The organism is Methylobacterium dankookense (genome assembly GCF_902141855.1).
In the GTDB taxonomy this organism is placed as follows: domain Bacteria; phylum Pseudomonadota; class Alphaproteobacteria; order Rhizobiales; family Beijerinckiaceae; genus Methylobacterium; species Methylobacterium dankookense.
In genome coordinates this window covers 86,131-102,460 of the sequence record NZ_CABFVH010000004.1, presented here as the reverse complement: position 1 = coordinate 102,460, position 16,330 = coordinate 86,131, and the positions used below count along the sequence as shown (strand labels likewise).

Annotated in this window: 18 protein-coding genes; 10 read left to right on the top strand and 8 right to left on the bottom strand. The window is 72.4% G+C overall.

Going from position 1 to position 16,330, the window contains the following annotated elements; genetic code table 11:
• Window positions 1–47 precede the first annotated feature (47 nt).
• From MTDSW087_RS05170 to grpE, 5 genes are all read left to right on the top strand, one after another.
• Window positions 48–1,100 carry a ligase-associated DNA damage response exonuclease gene (locus MTDSW087_RS05170; protein WP_144761049.1) on the top strand — a complete coding sequence of 351 codons (1,053 nt, stop codon included), beginning with the start codon at window positions 48–50 and terminating at the stop codon, window positions 1,098–1,100.
• Complete coding sequence (locus MTDSW087_RS05165) at window positions 1,097–2,815, top strand: cisplatin damage response ATP-dependent DNA ligase (protein WP_144761046.1); 1,719 nt, start codon at window positions 1,097–1,099, stop codon at window positions 2,813–2,815. Before MTDSW087_RS05170 ends, MTDSW087_RS05165 begins: the two co-directional genes overlap by 4 nt.
• Window positions 2,812–3,279: a secondary thiamine-phosphate synthase enzyme YjbQ gene (locus MTDSW087_RS05160; protein WP_144761043.1), complete on the top strand. Its 468-nt coding sequence runs from the start codon at window positions 2,812–2,814 to the stop codon at window positions 3,277–3,279. Before MTDSW087_RS05165 ends, MTDSW087_RS05160 begins: the two co-directional genes overlap by 4 nt.
• A gap of 83 nt (window positions 3,280–3,362) precedes the next feature.
• A complete protein-coding gene (locus MTDSW087_RS05155) occupies window positions 3,363–4,106 on the top strand; it encodes an SHOCT domain-containing protein (protein WP_144761040.1) in 744 nt (247 codons plus the stop codon).
• An 86-nt stretch (window positions 4,107–4,192) separates the two neighbouring features.
• Window positions 4,193–4,813, top strand: a complete 621-nt coding sequence (gene grpE / locus MTDSW087_RS05150; protein ID WP_280525252.1) for a nucleotide exchange factor GrpE — start codon at window positions 4,193–4,195, stop codon at window positions 4,811–4,813.
• Window positions 4,814–4,891: 78 nt separating this feature from the next.
• Here grpE and MTDSW087_RS05145 read toward each other — a convergent pair whose 3' ends face one another.
• The 4 genes from MTDSW087_RS05145 to MTDSW087_RS05135 all read right to left on the bottom strand — a co-directional run bounded on the left by MTDSW087_RS05145 (window position 4,892) and on the right by MTDSW087_RS05135 (window position 6,854).
• The gene (locus MTDSW087_RS05145; RefSeq protein ID WP_144761038.1) at window positions 4,892–5,272 is read right to left on the bottom strand and encodes a phospholipase A2 family protein; all 381 of its coding nucleotides are present in this window, start codon (window positions 5,270–5,272) and stop codon (window positions 4,892–4,894) included.
• 308 nt (window positions 5,273–5,580) lie between these two features.
• Window positions 5,581–6,324, bottom strand: a complete 744-nt coding sequence (locus tag MTDSW087_RS05140) for an outer membrane protein (protein ID WP_144761035.1) — start codon at window positions 6,322–6,324, stop codon at window positions 5,581–5,583.
• A gap of 69 nt (window positions 6,325–6,393) precedes the next feature.
• Complete coding sequence (locus tag MTDSW087_RS29985; RefSeq protein WP_186383744.1) at window positions 6,394–6,531, bottom strand: hypothetical protein; 138 nt, start codon at window positions 6,529–6,531, stop codon at window positions 6,394–6,396.
• A complete protein-coding gene (locus MTDSW087_RS05135) occupies window positions 6,528–6,854 on the bottom strand; it encodes a hypothetical protein (RefSeq protein WP_144761032.1) in 327 nt (108 codons plus the stop codon). Before MTDSW087_RS05135 ends, MTDSW087_RS29985 begins: the two co-directional genes overlap by 4 nt.
• Window positions 6,855–7,005: 151 nt before the next feature.
• On the opposite strand from MTDSW087_RS05135, the gene MTDSW087_RS05130 reads away from it, so the two are divergent.
• Both MTDSW087_RS05130 and MTDSW087_RS05125 read left to right on the top strand, forming a co-directional pair.
• Complete coding sequence (locus tag MTDSW087_RS05130) at window positions 7,006–7,845, top strand: DUF6502 family protein (RefSeq protein ID WP_144761029.1); 840 nt, start codon at window positions 7,006–7,008, stop codon at window positions 7,843–7,845.
• Between the two features lie 10 nt (window positions 7,846–7,855).
• Window positions 7,856–9,151: a DUF5666 domain-containing protein gene (locus MTDSW087_RS05125; RefSeq protein WP_244948371.1), complete on the top strand. Its 1,296-nt coding sequence runs from the start codon at window positions 7,856–7,858 to the stop codon at window positions 9,149–9,151.
• Between the two features lie 9 nt (window positions 9,152–9,160).
• Here MTDSW087_RS05125 and MTDSW087_RS05120 read toward each other — a convergent pair whose 3' ends face one another.
• Window positions 9,161–10,534, bottom strand: coding sequence for a hybrid sensor histidine kinase/response regulator (locus MTDSW087_RS05120; RefSeq protein WP_144761024.1), 1,374 nt, complete (start codon window positions 10,532–10,534; stop codon window positions 9,161–9,163).
• Window positions 10,531–11,691 carry an FIST N-terminal domain-containing protein gene (locus MTDSW087_RS05115; protein WP_186383737.1) on the bottom strand — a complete coding sequence of 387 codons (1,161 nt, stop codon included), beginning with the start codon at window positions 11,689–11,691 and terminating at the stop codon, window positions 10,531–10,533. Before MTDSW087_RS05115 ends, MTDSW087_RS05120 begins: the two co-directional genes overlap by 4 nt.
• A gap of 281 nt (window positions 11,692–11,972) precedes the next feature.
• Here MTDSW087_RS05115 and MTDSW087_RS05110 point away from each other — a divergent pair, with 281 nt between their 5' ends.
• The 3 genes from MTDSW087_RS05110 to MTDSW087_RS05100 all read left to right on the top strand — a co-directional run bounded on the left by MTDSW087_RS05110 (window position 11,973) and on the right by MTDSW087_RS05100 (window position 14,063).
• Complete coding sequence (locus MTDSW087_RS05110) at window positions 11,973–12,623, top strand: response regulator (protein ID WP_144761018.1); 651 nt, start codon at window positions 11,973–11,975, stop codon at window positions 12,621–12,623.
• A gap of 343 nt (window positions 12,624–12,966) precedes the next feature.
• Window positions 12,967–13,632 carry a transglutaminase-like cysteine peptidase gene (locus MTDSW087_RS05105; RefSeq protein ID WP_144761015.1) on the top strand — a complete coding sequence of 222 codons (666 nt, stop codon included), beginning with the start codon at window positions 12,967–12,969 and terminating at the stop codon, window positions 13,630–13,632.
• Between the two features lie 113 nt (window positions 13,633–13,745).
• Entirely contained in the window at window positions 13,746–14,063 is a 318-nt protein-coding gene (locus tag MTDSW087_RS05100; RefSeq protein WP_144761012.1) for a hypothetical protein, read from the top strand.
• Between the two features lie 148 nt (window positions 14,064–14,211).
• Here the strand turns inward: MTDSW087_RS05100 and MTDSW087_RS05095 are convergent, their stop codons facing one another.
• Window positions 14,212–14,742 carry a Ros/MucR family transcriptional regulator gene (locus MTDSW087_RS05095; RefSeq protein WP_144761008.1) on the bottom strand — a complete coding sequence of 177 codons (531 nt, stop codon included), beginning with the start codon at window positions 14,740–14,742 and terminating at the stop codon, window positions 14,212–14,214.
• 397 nt (window positions 14,743–15,139) lie between these two features.
• Window positions 15,140–16,288 carry an ABC transporter permease gene (locus MTDSW087_RS05090; protein WP_373321911.1) on the bottom strand — a complete coding sequence of 383 codons (1,149 nt, stop codon included), beginning with the start codon at window positions 16,286–16,288 and terminating at the stop codon, window positions 15,140–15,142.
• Window positions 16,289–16,330: the final 42 nt, after the last annotated feature.

Here is a 16,330-nt window from a genome sequence, read left to right as displayed (position 1 = left end):
ACCCGATCGGGCGCCCTATATACCGGGACCCGGAAATCCGAAGGCCCATGCCGCTCCGCGCCAGCGACCTCCTCACCCTGACCCGCGAGGGACTCTACTGCCCGCTCGGGGATTTCCACGTCGACCCGACCTGGCCGGTGCCCCGCGCGCTGATCACCCACGGCCATGCCGACCATGCCCGGGCCGGCCATGCCCGCGTGCTGGCGACGCCCGAGACGCTGCGCATCATGGCCGTGCGCTACGGCGCCGATTTCTGCGGGACCCGCCAGGAGGCCGCGCTCGGCGCGCCGATCCGCATCGGCGGCGTCACCGTGCGCTTCGCGCCCGCCGGCCACGTGCTCGGCTCGGCCCAGATCGCCATCGAGGCGGAGGGCGTGCGCGTCGTCGTCTCGGGCGACTACAAGCGGGCGCCGGACCCGACCTGCCTGCCCTTCGAGGTGGTGCCCTGCGACGTGTTCATCACCGAGGCGACCTTCGGCCTGCCGGTCTTCCGCCATCCCGACACGCGGGGCGAGGTGCGCCGCCTCCTCGAATCGGTGCGGCTCTTCCCCGAGCGCGCCCACATCGTCGGCGCCTACGCGCTCGGCAAGGCGCAGCGGGTGATGGCGCTCCTGCGCGAGGAGGGCTGGGACCGGCCGATCCACCTGCACGGCGCCATGGAGAAGCTGACCGAGCTGTACAAGCGCGAGGGCGTGCCGCTCGGCGACACGCCGAAGGTGGCGGCGGCCGAGCGCAAGGACCTCGCCGGCGCCATCGTGCTCTGCCCGCCCTCCGCCATCCAGGACCTGTGGTCGCGGAAATTCCCCGACCCCGTCACCTGCTTCGCCTCGGGCTGGATGCGGGTGCGAGCCCGGGCCCGCCAGAAGGGCGTCGAGCTGCCGCTGGTGATCTCCGACCATTCCGACTGGCCGGACCTCTGCCGCACCATCCGCGAGACCGGGGCCGGCGAGGTCTGGGTCACGCACGGGCAGGAGGACGCGCTGGTGCATTGGTGCGGGACCCAAGGCATCCGCGCCAAGCCCCTGCACCTCCTCGGCTACGGCGACGACGGCGAGGCCGAATCCGAAGCGGGGCCGCAAGCCGAGGAGGCGGCGGCGTGAACGACTTCGCCCATCTCCTCGACCGCCTCGCCTACGAGCCGCGCCGCAACGCGAAGCTGCGCCTGCTGCAGGACTATTTCGCCCGCACCCCCGACCCGGAGCGCGGCTACGCCCTCGGCGCCATGACGGACACCCTGAGCTTCCGCGAGGCCAAGCCCGCCCTGATCCGGGCGCTGGTGGAGGAGCGGGTCGACCCCGTCCTGTACCGGCTCTCGCACAATTATGTCGGCGACCTCGCCGAGACGACGGCCCTGATCTGGCCGGCACCGGCCGAGCCCGCGCCGGCCGCGGAGGCCGGCATCGGCCACAACAACCCGCCGCCCCACGTCCCCACCCTCGCCGAGGTGGTGGAGACGCTGGCCTCCACCCCGAAGAAGGACCTGCCCTTCCATCTCGCCCGCTGGCTCGACGCGCTGGACGAGACCGGGCGCTGGGCGCTGCTCAAGCTCGTCACCGGAAACCTGCGGGTCGGCGTCTCGGCCCGGCTCGCCAAGACCGCGGTCGGGGCGCTCGGCGGCCACGAGGCCGACGCGGTCGAGGAGGTCTGGCACGGGTTGGAGGCGCCCTTCGCGACGCTGTTCGCCTGGGTCGAGGGCCGGGCCGAGCGCCCCGAGACCCTGAACCCGGCCCCGTTCCGGCCGCCGATGCTCTCCCACCCGATCGAGGAGGAGGCCGATCTCGACCGGCTGGAGCCGGAGGCCTTCTCCGCCGAGTGGAAATGGGACGGGATCCGCGTCCAGCTCGTCGGCGGGCTCGACCGCGAGGGCCGGCAGGTCGCGCGCGTCTATTCCCGCACCGGCGAGGACATCACGGGCGCCTTCCCCGACCTCGCCGAGGCGATCGCCTTCGACGGCGCCCTCGACGGCGAGCTGCTGATCCTGCGGGAGGGCCGCGTGCAGAGCTTCAATGTCCTGCAGCAGCGGCTCAACCGCAAGGCTGTGACGCCCAAGCTGCTTCAGGACTTCCCGGCTCATGTGCGCGCCTACGACCTCCTCGCGGCCGAGGGCGAGGACCTGCGGGCCGAGCCGTTCGCCGCGCGCCGCGCCCGCCTCGAAGCCTTCGTCGAGACACTCGACCACGCCCGGATCGACGTGTCGCCCCTCGTCCCCTTCGGCAGCTGGGCGGATCTCGCCGCCGCCCGCGCGGACCCGGCCTCTGTGGGGGCCGGCGCGGACGCGGACGCGATCGAGGGCGTGATGCTGAAGCGGGCGAGCAGCGCCTACCTGCCGGGGCGCCCGAAGGGCCCGTGGTGGAAGTGGAAGCGCGAGCCCCACATCGTCGACGCGGTGATGATGTACGCCCAGCGCGGCCACGGGAAGCGCTCGTCCTTCTACTCGGACTACACGTTCGGGGTCTGGCGCGCGGGCGAGGCCGGCGACGAGCTGGTGCCGGTGGGCAAGTGCTACCACGGCTTCACCGATGCCGAGCTGCAAAGGCTCGACCGCTACGTCCGCAACTATACCACCAAGCGCTTCGGCCCGGTGCGCGAGGTCGCCTACGGCGCCGACACGGGCCTCGTCCTGGAGATCGCCTTCGAGGGGGTGCAGCGCTCGACCCGGCACAAGTCGGGCGTCGCCATGCGCTTCCCCCGGGTCAGCCGGATCCGCTGGGACAAGCCGCCCGCCGAGGCCGACCGCATCGACGTGCTGGAGCGCATCCTCGCCCGCGGCGAGCGCGAGATCGCGCCGGGCCGGACAGCGAAGGAATCCGCATGAGACGGGCCAGGATCGGGGCGCTCGAGGACTTCTCGGCCAGCGAGGTCCGGCGGCAGGCGAGCGCGCGGCTCACGGTCGCGACCGAGGGCCAGGGCTTCACCGACATCACGGCAATGGTCGCCGCGTTCGTGCGCCAGAGCGGGATCCGCGACGGGCTCGCCGTCGTGTTCTGCCGGCACACCTCCGCCTCGCTGACCATCCAGGAGAATGCCGACCCGGACGTGCAGACCGACCTGACGAGCGCGCTGGACGGCTTCGCGCCGCGCGGCGCCGGCTACGTCCACGGCGCGGAGGGGCCGGACGACATGCCCGCCCATATCCGCACGATGATCACCGATTCGGGGCTCGCGATCCCGCTGGCCGGCGGGCGCCTCGCCCTCGGCACCTGGCAGGGCATCTACCTGATCGAGCACCGCGACCGGCCGCACCGGCGCGAGATCGCCCTGAGCGCAATCGGCTCCTGAGGGGTCGCGGCCCGGCGCTTGCCAGGCCCGCGTCATCCGGGGCAGGAACGGCGGCGGAGCCGCGTGCGCACGGGAGCCGAGCCATGATCGACCAGGGACCCGACCACCCCTCCGGCCTCCAGGCCGTGGCCGACCGCTACGGCGTCAGCCTCGACGCCGTGCGCCACGTGATGCGGGCGCTGGAGCGCGGCCAGGGCAACATGGCCCAGTTCGACCATCCCGATCTCGGCGGCATGGGCCAATGGTCGGCCGGCGGCATGATCATGGTCGGCGACATGTTCAACAACGCGCTCAAGGCGCGGGTGGCGGGGCTCTGCACCGAGCTCGCCGCGGCGCTTCCGCCCGGCGGCTGGTCGGCGGGCGGCGCGCCCGAGAGCCTGCGCGGCGGCGGCGAGTGGTGGCCGGCCGATCTCGGCCATCCGGCGAGCGCGGGCGCACAGGACGGCCTGCGCTACGCCTATTTCCCGCAGAGCCGGCGCCTCGCCATCGAATCGGGCCACGGCGTCGCCGTCTACGATACGGGTGAGTACCAGATCTCCGGGGTCTCGCAGTCGAACGGGACGCTGGGCTTCACCGGCCCGCAGGGCACGGTCCATCTCGACCGGCTGCGCCGCATCGGCGCCGAGGCGGAGGCGATGATGCGCCATCCCGAGCCCGAGACGGCGCCGGCCTTCGCGGATCCGCCAGGCGCCTCGTTCGCCTCCTCCTCCGCCCATGGCGGCGACATCATCGCCACCATCGAGCGCCTCGCCGCCCTGCATGCCCGCGGCGTGCTGACCGAGGAGGAATTCGCGCGCAAGAAGGCCGAGCTGCTCGCCCGGCTCTGAGGCCCTCCCAGCCGGACGAGCGGGTTGATTTCGCCGAGCGGCCGCCTGATATCAGCCGCGACTTTCCGCATTCCGACTGAAACATCATGACGAGCAACGACATGCAGCAGGACGACCCGCGCCGGAGCGAGGCGGCGGAGGCCGGCGCTGCCCAGGCCCAGACCGAGGCGAACGCGCAGAACGGCTCCGCAACCGCCGAGGCGCAGCCCGACGCGCTCGCGGCCATGACCGCCGAGCGCGATGCGCTGAAGGACCGGGCGCTGCGCACCCTGGCCGAGATGGAGAACCTGCGCCGCCGCACGGAGCGCGAGGTGGCCGACGCCCGCACCTACGCGGTGACGAACTTCGCCCGCGACATGCTCACCGTCGCCGACAACGTGCGCCGTGCCCTGGACAGCGTGCCCGCCGAGGCCCGCGCCAGTGCCGAGGGCGCCCTCAAGGGTCTCATCGAGGGCATTGAGCTGACCGAGCGCGACCTCGGCAAGACGCTGGAGCGCCACGGCGTGAAGGCGGTCGAGCCGGAGGGGCAGCGCTTCGATCCGAACCGGCACCAGGCCATGTTCGAGGTGCCGAACCCGGACGTGCCCGCCGGCACCGTGGTGCAGGTGATGCAGTCCGGCTACGTGATCGGCGACCGGGTGCTGCGCCCGGCCCTCGTCGGCGTCGCCAAGGGCGGCCCGAAGGCCGGCGCCGCCGACCAGGCCTGAGCCGCGCGCCTCGATCGGAAGGTCCAGGGCTCCGCCCTGGACCCGCGAAAGGAATGATCCCTTTCGAAATCCGGATTCTCAAGGGTCGCAGGGCAGCGCCAGCGCGCCGTCCGCGATGAACTGTGCCGTCTGGCGCACCGAGTCGGGCGTGTAGGGGTCGCGCGCCACGAGGCCCGCCTCGGCATGCAGGCGGTCGTGACAGGCACAGGTCGCCAGCCGGCCCGAGGCGAGGGACGGCGTGCAAGCATCGTGATGGGCGCAGGCGAGGTCGAGGGCGTCGATCGGCGGATGGCCCGGCCCGCGATTGCCCGGCCCGCAGAAATTGCCGTGGATCAGGAAGGCGCCCCGCTGCGGATCGATCCGCGGCAGTTCCTGGGCCCGCAGGGGCAGGATCGCCGCCGCGGCGACGGCGCAGCCGACCGCGAGCGCCGGAAGGCGGGAGAACAGGGTCTCGGTCAAGGCTCTGGTCCTACTCGGTTGCAGTCCCCTCTCGCCGGCCAAGATGGGTCAGGCGACAGGCGCGGCAACCGTGACATTCGGCATGCTGTGCCGCCAAAAGCCTCGGCTACCGCGCCGCGCCCCCTCAGGCGCCGGACGAGACCTGTCTTCGGCGAGCCGAAGACCGATCCCATCCACGGGAATACGGATCGAATAGTTGCCGACCGGCGTCGGTGCCGCCGCGCACACGGCTCCCGCGCCGGTCGGGAGAGGCCGGGGCGAGGGATGGAATGAGGCGCGGCGACGCCTCATCCCACCCGGGCGATCTCTCAGAACCGGTAGTTCAGGCCGGCGCGGACGAGGCCGAAATCGCCGGGATCCCGGCCGCCGCCGTAATAGGCCGGCACGCTCGCATCGTAGACGGTCGCGCCGGTGAAGCCGCGCCGCAGGGAGACGTAGAGGGCCTCGACCTTGGCCGAGAGCTTCTCGGTGAAGGCGTACTCGACGCCGCCGCCGACCGCGTAGCCGGTGCGGAAGCTGTCCGGCAGCGTGTTGGGGTAGGAGGCCGCGTAGCCGCTGCGGCTGCCGCCGCCATAGGCGAAGCCGCCGGTGCCGTAGACCAGCACCCGGTCGAAGGCGTAGCCGATCCGGCCGCGCACCGTGCCGAAATAGTCGAGGCTCGGGCGCACGCTGTAATAGGGGGTGGTGCCGAGATAGGCGGCCTCCGCCTTGGCGAAGGCGGTGCCCTGGATGTCGGTCTCGACGCCGACCACCCAGCCGGAGCCCGGCGTCAGCTGGTAATTGTAGCCGATCTGGCCGCCCCCGGCGAAGCCGCCGCGGCTGCCGCCGCCGGTCACCGCGCCGTAGGTCGGATCGGTGAAGCCGCTGCCGCCGCCGCGGAAGCCGTAACCCGCATTCACGCCCGCGTAGAAGCCGGTCCAGGTGAAGACCGGCAGGCTCGGCAGGGGCGGTGGCACCGCCCGCCGCGGCAGGTCGGCGGCCTGGGCGCCGGCGAGCGTCAGGGCAAGGCCCGTGGCGAGGCCGCCGAGGGCGGCCGGGATGGATCTCGACATGGGAAGGGTCTCGTTGGGATGGGCGCGGGGCCGCGCCGCGCGGGGCGGGCGGGGGCGCCTGGGCGGCCGTCAGAGGGCCAGGAGCAGCAGGCCGACGATTGTGACGGCCAGGATAAGGCAGATCGCGAGGTCGAGGACGTTGGCGCCCCCGCAACCCTCGCGCTCGTTCCGGCGGTCGGCCCTGGCATCGAGCGGAACCGCCATCATGGGCGAGCCTCGCTGCCGAGGCTCAGGGACGCCTCCCGGACCGGGATGGAGGACCGGAGGAGGCCGGCGGCTGCCGCCGCCCCGCGCGAGGGGGTGAGCGGGGCGGCGGCCTGCGGCGCTCCGGGCGCGCCGGCGCGGGGGACCATATCCGCGCAGGCGATTCCGAGAGCGGGCAGAGCGAGCGCGGCGAGACTGACGGCAAGCCGAGTCAGGCGCGCGGTGTCGGGAGCCAGCGTCGCGGCGACGCCGTGGGCGGCCGCGATGCGGGTGGGACGGAGAGGCGGCAGGGCCGGCGCGGCATGGAGCGGTCTCCGGTCGGCCATCGTTATCTCTCCGCCAGTTCCGTGGGAAATTTGACCACGCAGTTCGTTTACGTGTGCAAAAATCCCACGTCAACGGGATTTCGGTGCATCCCGGTGCGCCCGCGCACCTCGTGGGATTGTGTCCCACGCTTGCTTGGGTATGGTCCGCGCCATGTCGGACGCACACGCATCCTCGGAGGACGCAGCCCTTCACGCGCCGGTGGCGCGCCTGCTGCGCCCGCTGGTGCGCCTGTTCGTGGCGCGCGGCATCACCTTCCCGGCGCTGACGAACCTGCTGCGCGAGCTCTACGTGAACGTGGCCGAGTACGACTTCGCGCTCCCCGGGAAGGAGCAGACCGACAGCCGCGTCTCGCTGCTCACCGGGATCCACCGCAAGGAGGTGCGGCGCCTGCGCGGCGCGGGGGCGCCAGTGAGCGCGGTGCCGGCCGTCGTCTCGCGCACCAGCCGGATCATCGCGCGCTGGCTCGCCGACCCGCGCTTCACCGACGGCCAGGGCCGCCCCCTGCCGCTGCCGCGCGTGGCCCCGGGCGAGGCGCCCTCCTTCGAGGCCCTGGTCGCCGGCATCACCCGCGACCTGCGCCCGCGCGCGGTGCTCGACGAGTGGCTCGACCGCGGGCTCGCCACCCTCGACGCGGAGGACCGGATCGTGCTGGCGGAGGGCGCCTACGTGCCGAAGGGCGAGGGCGAGCCGCAGCTCTACTATTTCGGGCGCAACCTGCACGACCACATCGCCGCGAGCGTCGCCAACATCGTCGGCGAGGCGCCGCGCTTCCTCGAGCGCGCGGTCCATTACGACGGGCTCTCCGAGGAACTGGCCAAGCGCCTGGAGGCGCGCGCCCGAGAGATCGCGATGGAGGCCCTGCATCAGGCCAACCGCGAGGCGCATGCCGCCTGCCAGGGTGATCCCGGCGGCGAGCATCGCTGGAACTTCGGGATCTACGTCTACGCCGAGGCGGCCCCCGCCTCGCCCCATGCTCCGGCCGCCCGCTAAGGAGCCGGCCGTGCCCCCGCGCTCCCTAAACCGCCGCCGCGCCCTGCGCCTCCTCGCGGGCCTCGGCGGCCTGCTGCTGCCACGGCTCGCCCCCGCGCAGGAGGCGCCGATCCGCGACCAGGGCATCGGCGGCACCGGCGCCCGGCTGACCGAGGCCCCCGGCGAGGGCGACCGCGGCATCGGCGGCACGGGCGTGATCGGCACGATCCGCCGCTTCGGCTCGATCGTCGTGAACGATCTGCGCATCAGCTATCCCGAGGACGTGGCGGTGCGCATCGACGGGGCGCCGGCCAAGGCCGCCGACCTGCGGATCGGCCAGGTGGTCCGCGTCGTCGCACGCCCCGAGGGGAGCGGCCTCGCGACCCGGCGCATCGACGTGACGAGCGAGGTGGTCGGCACGGTCGAGGCGGTCGGCCGCGACCGGGTCACCGTGCTCGGCCCGCGCGTCGCGGCGGCGGGGCTGGCGGGCGGCCCCTGGAGCGTCGGCCAGCGCGTGGCGGTCAGCGGCCTGCGCCGTCCGGACGGGGTCGTGGTGGCGAGCCTGATCGAGCCGCGCGCGGGCGGCCCCGACCGGGTCGCCGGGCCGGTCCACAGGGCGAAGGACGGCACGTCGATGATCGGCGGGCTCAGGCTCGCGGGCAGTCAGGCGCTCGCGGCCGGGCGCCGCGCCGCCGTGAGCGGGCGGGCGGCGGGCAACACCCTGACGGTGACGGATGCCGCCGAGGCCGGGCTGCCGCCGGGGATCCGGACCGCCTCGATCGAGGCCTATATCGGCCGCCGCAAGGGCGGCATCGCCCTCGGCTCCGGCCTCGACGTGGCGGGCGCCTCGGCGGGCTCGCTGCCGCGCACCGGGGCGGTGCGGGCGGTGCTCACCACGGAGGTCACGGGCGACGGGCGCCTGACGCTGGAGCGCCTGCGCATCGAGAACCGGCTCGCCCCGGCGGAGCCCTTCTCCGACCGCTTCCAGGCGCCCCGGGACGGCTTACGCGACGGGCCGCGGTTCGAGCGCGACCGGCTCGACCTGCGCGGCCTGCCGGGCCAGGGCCCGGCTCGCGGACCCGGCGAGGGCTTGGCGCCGCGCGGCGGCTTCGAGGCGCCCCGCGGCATCGACACGCGGCCGGGCTCCGGCATGATGGGCGCGCCGGATTCCGGGGGGCCCGGCGGATTCGGCGGGCCGGCGCGCGGCTACGGCGCGCCGGGCGGCCTCAACATGCCGGGCGCGGGCGGCGGCCCGGGGGGCTTCGGCGGGGCGGGCGGTTTCGGTGGCGGCGGCCCGGGCGGCGGCTTCGGAGGGGGCCGGCGCTAGAGCCGGCTCTCACGCCAGCATGTAGGTCAGGAGCGAGCGCAGCTGCGCCGGCTTGATCGGCTTGCGCACCAATTCGACGCCGCAGGCCTCCGCCTCGGCCTCGATCTCGGGGCTGTAATCCGCGGTGGTGAGGATGACGGGCAGCGGCGTGCTGCGCAGCGCCCGGAGGTAGTGCGCCACCTCCAGGCCGCAGGCGCCGTCGTCGAGATGGTATTCGAGGATCAGGATGTCGGGGGCGGTCGCGCCGCCCTCGATCGCCGAGCGCACGCCGGCGAGGTCGCGGAAGGCGGCGACCCGGGCGTCCCAGTTCTGCAGCAGGCGCTTGAGGGCGTCCGCCGTGGAGGCGTCGTTCTCCACGATCAGGATGCGGGCGCCCGAGAGCCGGGTCGCCACCGGGGCGGCCCGGATCTCCGGCTCGGGCGGCGCCGCGCTCGGCGGCAGGGTCAGCGAGACGCGGGTGCCGTGCCCCGGCCGCGAGGCGAGCGCCAGGGGGTGTCCCAGGGCTGCGGCCATGCGCCGGACGATCGAGAGCCCGAGCCCGAGGCCCGGCTCGCCCGATTCCCCGCCCTGCACGGCGCGCCGCGTGCCGCCGCGGTAGAACTCGTCGAAGACGAGATCGCGCTCCTCGGCCGCGATGCCGCAGCCGGTATCGATCACGTCGACCCGGATCCGGTCGCCGCGCGTGCGGGCGAGGATCAGCACGCCGCCCGAGGCCGTGTAGCGCACCGCGTTCGAGACGAGGTTCTGCAGGATGCGCTGGAGCAGGACGCCGTCGGTTTCCACGGTCACGTCCGGGCAGCGCACCACGAGGCGCAGGCCCTTGCGCTCGGCGAACGGCTTGAAGCTCGCGGCGAGCCCGGCAAGGAGGTCCGGCAGGCTCAGGGGCCGGAGCTGCGGGCGCACGATGCCGGCATCGAGCTTCGAGATGTCGAGGAGCGTCTTGATCAGGTCCTCGATGGTCTGCAGGCCGCGCTCGACCTGGCCGGCCACCACCGTCGCGTCGTGGCAGAGCGGCAGGTCGGCGAGCGCCGAGAGGGAGAGGCGCGCCGCGTTGAGGGGCTGGAGCAGGTCGTGGCTCGCGGCGGCGAGGAAGCGCGTCTTCGAGCGGTTGGCGTTCTCCGCCTCCTCCTTCGCCGCCACCAGGGCCGCGTTCGAGCGCTCCAGCCGGTGCATCAGCCCGGTCAGCTCCTCGGTGCGGCTGCGGACGCGGCCCTCCAGGGTGATCGCGGTCTGGAACAGGGCGTAGGAGCCGCCCTGCTGGTCGGTGGAGCGCTCCACATGGGCCATGAGCGCGGCATTGATGCGCTCCAGCTTCTCGATGCGCCGCCGCAGCTCCGCCTCGGATTCGGGCGCCGGAGCGGGCGGGGGCGTGCGCACGTTCATTGCGGCAGCTTGCCGATGGCGATGCCGGTGAAGGTCTGGTTCAGGTGCATCGCCCGGTACTGCTCGCCGTAGGTCTCGAAACCGACGACGTTGTAGCGCCGGTAGAGATCGGCGATGCCCTGGCGCACCTGCCGCCCCTCCGCGTCGAGCCGGCGCAGCACGCATTCGAAGCCGATGATCAGGTCGATGCCGCCGATGAGGTCGTCGAGGCGGGAAAGCTCCGCGCGGGTGGTGGCGACGATGTCGCGCGGCTCGGCCAGCGTCAGCACCACGCCCTCGTCGATGGCGCAGAAGAAGCTCAGAGAGCCGTCCGGATTGAGATGCCGGATCGAGCGGCAGAAATACTCGCCGCCGACCTTCACCGCGAGCGGATAGGCGGCAAAGCTCATCGGCGAGAGCCCCTCGGGGTCGAGCCCGACCGCCATCGCGTATTCGCGCGCGGCGGGCTCGGCGTTCAGCTCGTGCACGATGCGGCGCTCGCCGTCGGAGGCGGTCACCACGAACTTGGTCTGGGTCGGCTCGAAATTGTCGCTCTTGAAGATCTGCACCGGATAATCGGTCTCGACCAGCATCAGCACCGCGGCGCGGCGGTGGATGCGGCCGCCATGGAGCACCACCGCGTCGCGGAAGGTGAGGTCGTCGCCCGCCGAGCCGCCGACCAGCGGGATGCCGTCGAGGGCCCAGGCGATGGCCGAGACCACGGTCTCCTCGGCATTGGCGAGCCCGTCGATCAGGGAGAGGGCGAAGCAGCGCTCGGGCCGCCGGGCCGGATCGCCGGCGAGGTCGTATTCGGGGTCGAGGGTCCGGCGCAGGGCCCGCACCGCGGAGGCGGTGCGCTCGACGTCGAGGTTGTCGATCGCGTCGAGCAGCGTCGAGACGATGCGGAAGCCGCGCCGGGGGAAGGCGATCGCCACGAGGCTGCGGTCGATGCCGCCCTCGGGGCAGATCGTGCCGGAGGTGGTGCAGCCGGCGATCTCGGTGCCCGGCACCTGCGCCTCGAGCGCCCGCAGCAGCGTCTCGGGGTCGTAATCGGGCGAGAAGAAGACGACGAGCTGCGCCATCCCTGCGCCCACGGCGCGCGCGATCTCGGCCGCGGCCGCCTCGGGCGAGGCGGCTTCGGTCCAGGCCGTCCTGATGCCGCACAGATGCGCGCGCATCCGCGTTCCTTGTCCCAATTTCCACCCCATGGCCCGTGCGGCGGGCTTGGCACCCGCTCTCGCCTGAAGGGATTATGTCGGGCACAACCGAAACACGCAACGGCAGCGGTTTTCACAAGGAAGTTCCGCAGCTTGGCCGCGGCCTCCCCGGGCGGACCGGGCCCCGTCTCGGACCAATGGGCGAGGCCGCGGCCATTGTTTGCACGCGGCGCTTCATGGACAATGCGCGGTACCGGCCATCGAACGGGACGGTCTCGAACGAGCGCGGCGGGAGCGCGCCCATGCAACTGCTGATCGTCGACGACCACCCTCTGTTCCGGGACGCGCTCGCCAGCGCCATCCGGCTCGCCCATCCGGACGCGGTGCTGCACGAGGCGGACGGGATCGCGCGCGCCTGCGAGATCCTCGCCGAGAACCGCGGCATCGACCTGACGCTGCTCGACCTCTCGATGCAGGGCGTGACCGGGTTCGACGGGCTCGTCACCGTGCGGACCCGCTTCCCCCGGGTGCCGATCCTGGTGGTGTCTGGGCACGAGGACCCGCGCATCATGCACGAGGCGTTGCAGCACGGGGCGGCGGGCTTCGTGCCCAAGGCCGTGGACAAGGCGACCCTCACCCGGGCCATCGCCGACGTGCTGAGCGGAGCGCTCGTCATTCCGGCGGGGCTGGAGGCGCCGCCGCCGAAGCCGCGCAAGACCCCGCTCGCCGAGCGCATCGCCCGGCTGACCCCGCAGCAATTGCGGGTGCTGATGATGATCCGCCAGGGCAAGCTCAACAAGCAGATCGCCCACGAGCTTCAGGTCGGCGATTCTACCGTGAAGGCGCATGTCTCCGAGATCCTGCGCAAGCTGGAAGTGATCAGCCGGACGCAGATCGTGATCGACACCGCGCCGCTCGACTTCGAGCAGCTCCACAACGCCCGCGCCGTCTGAGGGCCTGTTCGAGCGGATCGAGCAGGCCTTTAACGCGAAGCCGATCCCCTCCATCCCCTCCCCCACGTCCGAGAGGGGCCGCATCGCGCGTGCCGTCACGCCCCGATGACGTCGGCCGGCACCCAGGACCGCCGGGCTCCAGCCCGAATGCGCGTGCGGCCTGCGACGCCGGGCCCCGCTCCGCCGCGAGATCGCCCCTGTGCATTCCAGGCCGCAGGCCAGCAGGGAGCGGAGTTTCCCACGTTGCCCACACCGTTAACCTTTTGTTAAGCTGCCGATTGCCGGGCAGGCCCGGGCGTGAGAGCTTTCGTTAACGAGAGCTTAACGGGTTGGGTCGAAGGCCATGCGGTTCCCGGTTTCGAAGCGGCGGGATGGTGTGACGGCCCGCACGGGCGCCCTGCGGGGCGTCGCCGCCGGCCTCCTCCTCGCTCTCGGCATGGCCGTCCCGGTCGGCGCCCAGACCCTTGCGGCGCTGCCCGCGAGCCCGAGCTTCGCCGAGCCGCTGGGCGCGGCCAAGCCGATCGCGGCCTGGGTGGGCTTCTGCCAGTCCTACGCCGCCGAATGCGCGGTCGACACCGCCGAGGCGGCGCGCATCACGCTGAACGCGTCGACCTGGGCGCAGATCGTGGCGGTGAACAAGCGGGTCAACAAGAGCGTGCGGGCGATGACCGACATGGACCATCTCGGCGTGCCCGACCGCTGGGACCTGGCCGAGGACGGCATCGGCGATTGCGAGGACTTCCAGCTGCTCAAGCGCCACCTGCTGGCCGCGGCCGGCCTGCCCAAGCGCGCCATGCGCATGACGGTGGTGATCGACGAGAAGGGCGAGGGCCACGCGGTGCTGACCCTGATCACCGACCGCGGCGACCTCGTGCTCGACAACAAGACCAGCCAGATCCTGCCCTGGCACCGCACCGGCTACGTCTTCGTCAAGCGCGAGAGCCAGGACGCGGTGGCGTGGGTCTCGCTCGGCGGCGTCACCTCGCCCGCCATGACCGCCAACCGCTGAACGGCGCCGGACCACACCCGTCCCGGACCGGGACGGGCCGAGCCCTTTGAAAGTTAGCGCGATCTTAACGGCCGGTGCGCGAGGCTGCCGCATTCGCTAGCGGCGCCTTCACCATGATCCGATCCTTCGCCATCGCCGGATCCTTCGCCCTGACGCTCGCGCTGTGCGGGCACGCAGAGGCCGGCGAAGCCGGGACGCGGCACGCCGCCTGGCAGGGCTGCCTGAACAGCAATTTCGGGATCCAGTCGCGGCTGACCGGCCGGATGCTCGCCGCCGACGCGGCGCTCCGCGCCTGCCGCGAGGCGGAGCAGGCCTATCTCGACGCGCTCGCTTCCTCGCCGCTGGTCGATGCCGAGGAAGCGGTGCAAGCCCGGCCCGCCCTCGTGGCACGCGCCCGGGGCTGGCTGCTCGGACGCCGCGCCTCCCTCTGATGCCGCGTCCGGTTGATCGGACCGGACGCGGTATCAGCCAGCCCGCGCGGCGCTTGAGCGAAGGCGCCATCCGCCATCCCGAAGGCATCACCCGGATGTCGTATGAGGCGCTCCCCCGGATCGAAGGGGAGCGCTCAGGCGGAACCGTTCAGGCGGTCTCGACAGACGACTTGCGGCGGGAGCCGCCCTTGCGGCGGGCGCCGCGGGCCGGCGCCTCGGGCTCGGGGGCCGGCGCGGGCTCCTCCGCCTTCTCGGCGACCGTCGTGCGGCCGGGCTGGCCGAGACCGAGGCTCTTGGCGAGCGCAGAGCGCTGCGCCGAATAGTTCGCCGAGGTGGTCGGGTAATCCGGCGGCAGGCCGTAGCGCTCGCGGTAGCTCTGGGGATCGAGACCGTGCTTGGTCAGGTGCCGCTTGAGCGTCTTGTAGGACTTGCCGTCGATGAAGCTGACCAGACCATCGGGACGGATCGACTTGCGGACCTGCGCGCTGCTCGGCTTCTCGACGGTCTCGGCCGGCTGAAGGGCCGGGCCGGAGGCGATCGTGTTGAGCGCTTCATGGATGCTGGCGATCAGCGCCGGAAGCTCGGCCGTCGGTATCGAGTTGTTCGAGACATAGGCCGCGACGACATCGACCGTTCGTTCGATGTAGTTCGGCTGCGGTTGTGCGACGGTTTCAGACATACTTGCGATCCTCGTACCTTGCCGACGGCGCAGGGTCCCCCTGGCTGCGAGGTAAGATAATGGTCAGAGAAAGCAAGGAAGAAACGTCATTTCTCTGTGATTAGACCCCTTATCCCTTTTGGTCAGCTGCTGCGAGCTCTCTTGCCCTCAGCTCCGTTTGTCCGCGGCGCCGCGGTTCCAGCTCTTTCCGGAATGCGAATGCTGGGCCGCAGCCTCGACCGCGCTCTTTCCCGGGAACGAACCGCTTAACATGCTGGCAACATTCGGACTTGTCGGCCGGATGACGGGACAGGCCGCGCCGCGCCGCGGGAAACAGGCCGAAGCGCAGCGGATGTGCGCCCCGGCCCGGCCCGATTGCTGTCGATCCGGCGCGGCGCCGCGCGCGGGAGCGGTGTTTTCAGGAAAACGTTTTCCGCGGGTCGAAGGCGTCGCGCACCGCCTCGCCGGCGAAGACCAGCAGGCTCAGCATCGCCGCGATGACGAAGAAGGCGGTGAGCCCGAGCCAGAGGGCGTTGAGGTTGTCCTTGCCCTGGGCGAGCAGCTCGCCGAGCGAGGGCGAGCCGGGGGGCAGGCCGAAGCCGAGGAAGTCCAGCGAGGTCAGGGTGGTGATCGAGCCGTTCAGGATGAACGGCAGGAAGGTCAGCGTCGCGACCATGGCGTTGGGCAGCAGGTGCACCGTCATGATCCGCACGTTCGACAGGCCGAGGGCGCGGGCGGCGCGCACATACTCGAAATTGCGCGCGCGCAGGAACTCGGCCCGGACGACGCTGACGAGCGCCACCCAGGAGAACAGCAGCATGATGCCGAGCAGCACGAAGAAGCCCGGCGCGATGAAGGCCGAGATGATGATGATCAGGTAGAGCGTCGGGATGCCGCCCCAGACCTCGATGAAGCGCTGGAAGCTGAGATCGACCCAGCCGCCGAAATAGCCCTGCACGGCGCCGGCGATCACGCCGACGACCGAGGAGACCGCGGCGAGGATCAGTCCGAACAGGACCGAGATGCGGAAGCCGTAGATCACGCGGGCGAGCACGTCCCGGGTGGTGTTGTCGGTGCCGAGCCAGTGCCAGGGGATGTCGCGGCAGCCGGTGCCGCCGACGGCCTCCGCCGCGGCCTTGCACTGCGCGTCGGTGAGCATCCAGGTCGGCGGGGACGGGGACGGCGTCGGCAGGTCGTTGTTGATGGTGTTGTAGGAGAACGGGATCGGCGGCCAGAGCGCCCAGCCGTTCCCGGCGATCTCCTTGGCGATCTCGGGCGAGCGGTAATCCGTCTGCGCCAGGAAGCCGCCGAACTTCTCCTCGGGGTAGTCGACGAGCACCGGCACCAGCCACTCGCCCTTGTAGGAGACGAGGATCGGCCGGTCGTTGGCGATCACCTCCGCGAACAGGCTGACGACGAAGAGGCACGCGAAGATCACGAAGGACCAGTAGCCGAGCCGGTTGCCGCGGAAGTTCTGCAGGCGGCGCCGGTTGAGCGGCGAGAGGAAGCCGCGCCGGGCGGGCGCCGCCGGGGCCGGCTCCAGCGGCTCCTCGCCCCCGGGGCGCAGGACGATCGGCTGCGCCCCGGGCAGGGGCAGGCCGAGCGCCTC

Excerpts from the sequence above, each read along its gene's own strand:
- MTDSW087_RS05115 (WP_186383737.1), bottom strand. The coding sequence starts at position 11,691 with ATGCGCGCGCATCTGTGCGGCATCAGGACGGCCTGGACCGAAGCCGCC.
- MTDSW087_RS05135 (WP_144761032.1), bottom strand. The coding sequence starts at position 6,854 with ATGGCCGACCGGAGACCGCTCCATGCCGCGCCGGCCCTGCCGCCTCTC.
- MTDSW087_RS05100 (WP_144761012.1), top strand. The coding sequence starts at position 13,746 with ATGATCCGATCCTTCGCCATCGCCGGATCCTTCGCCCTGACGCTCGCG.
- MTDSW087_RS05120 (WP_144761024.1), bottom strand. The coding sequence starts at position 10,534 with ATGAACGTGCGCACGCCCCCGCCCGCTCCGGCGCCCGAATCCGAGGCG.
- MTDSW087_RS05140 (WP_144761035.1), bottom strand. The coding sequence starts at position 6,324 with ATGTCGAGATCCATCCCGGCCGCCCTCGGCGGCCTCGCCACGGGCCTT.
- MTDSW087_RS05160 (WP_144761043.1), top strand. The coding sequence starts at position 2,812 with ATGAGACGGGCCAGGATCGGGGCGCTCGAGGACTTCTCGGCCAGCGAG.
- MTDSW087_RS05155 (WP_144761040.1), top strand. The coding sequence starts at position 3,363 with ATGATCGACCAGGGACCCGACCACCCCTCCGGCCTCCAGGCCGTGGCC.
- MTDSW087_RS05170 (WP_144761049.1), top strand. The coding sequence starts at position 48 with ATGCCGCTCCGCGCCAGCGACCTCCTCACCCTGACCCGCGAGGGACTC.
- MTDSW087_RS29985 (WP_186383744.1), bottom strand. The coding sequence starts at position 6,531 with ATGATGGCGGTTCCGCTCGATGCCAGGGCCGACCGCCGGAACGAGCGC.
- MTDSW087_RS05105 (WP_144761015.1), top strand. The coding sequence starts at position 12,967 with ATGCGGTTCCCGGTTTCGAAGCGGCGGGATGGTGTGACGGCCCGCACG.
- grpE (WP_280525252.1), top strand. The coding sequence starts at position 4,193 with ATGACGAGCAACGACATGCAGCAGGACGACCCGCGCCGGAGCGAGGCG.
- MTDSW087_RS05110 (WP_144761018.1), top strand. The coding sequence starts at position 11,973 with ATGCAACTGCTGATCGTCGACGACCACCCTCTGTTCCGGGACGCGCTC.
- MTDSW087_RS05095 (WP_144761008.1), bottom strand. The coding sequence starts at position 14,742 with ATGTCTGAAACCGTCGCACAACCGCAGCCGAACTACATCGAACGAACG.
- MTDSW087_RS05130 (WP_144761029.1), top strand. The coding sequence starts at position 7,006 with ATGTCGGACGCACACGCATCCTCGGAGGACGCAGCCCTTCACGCGCCG.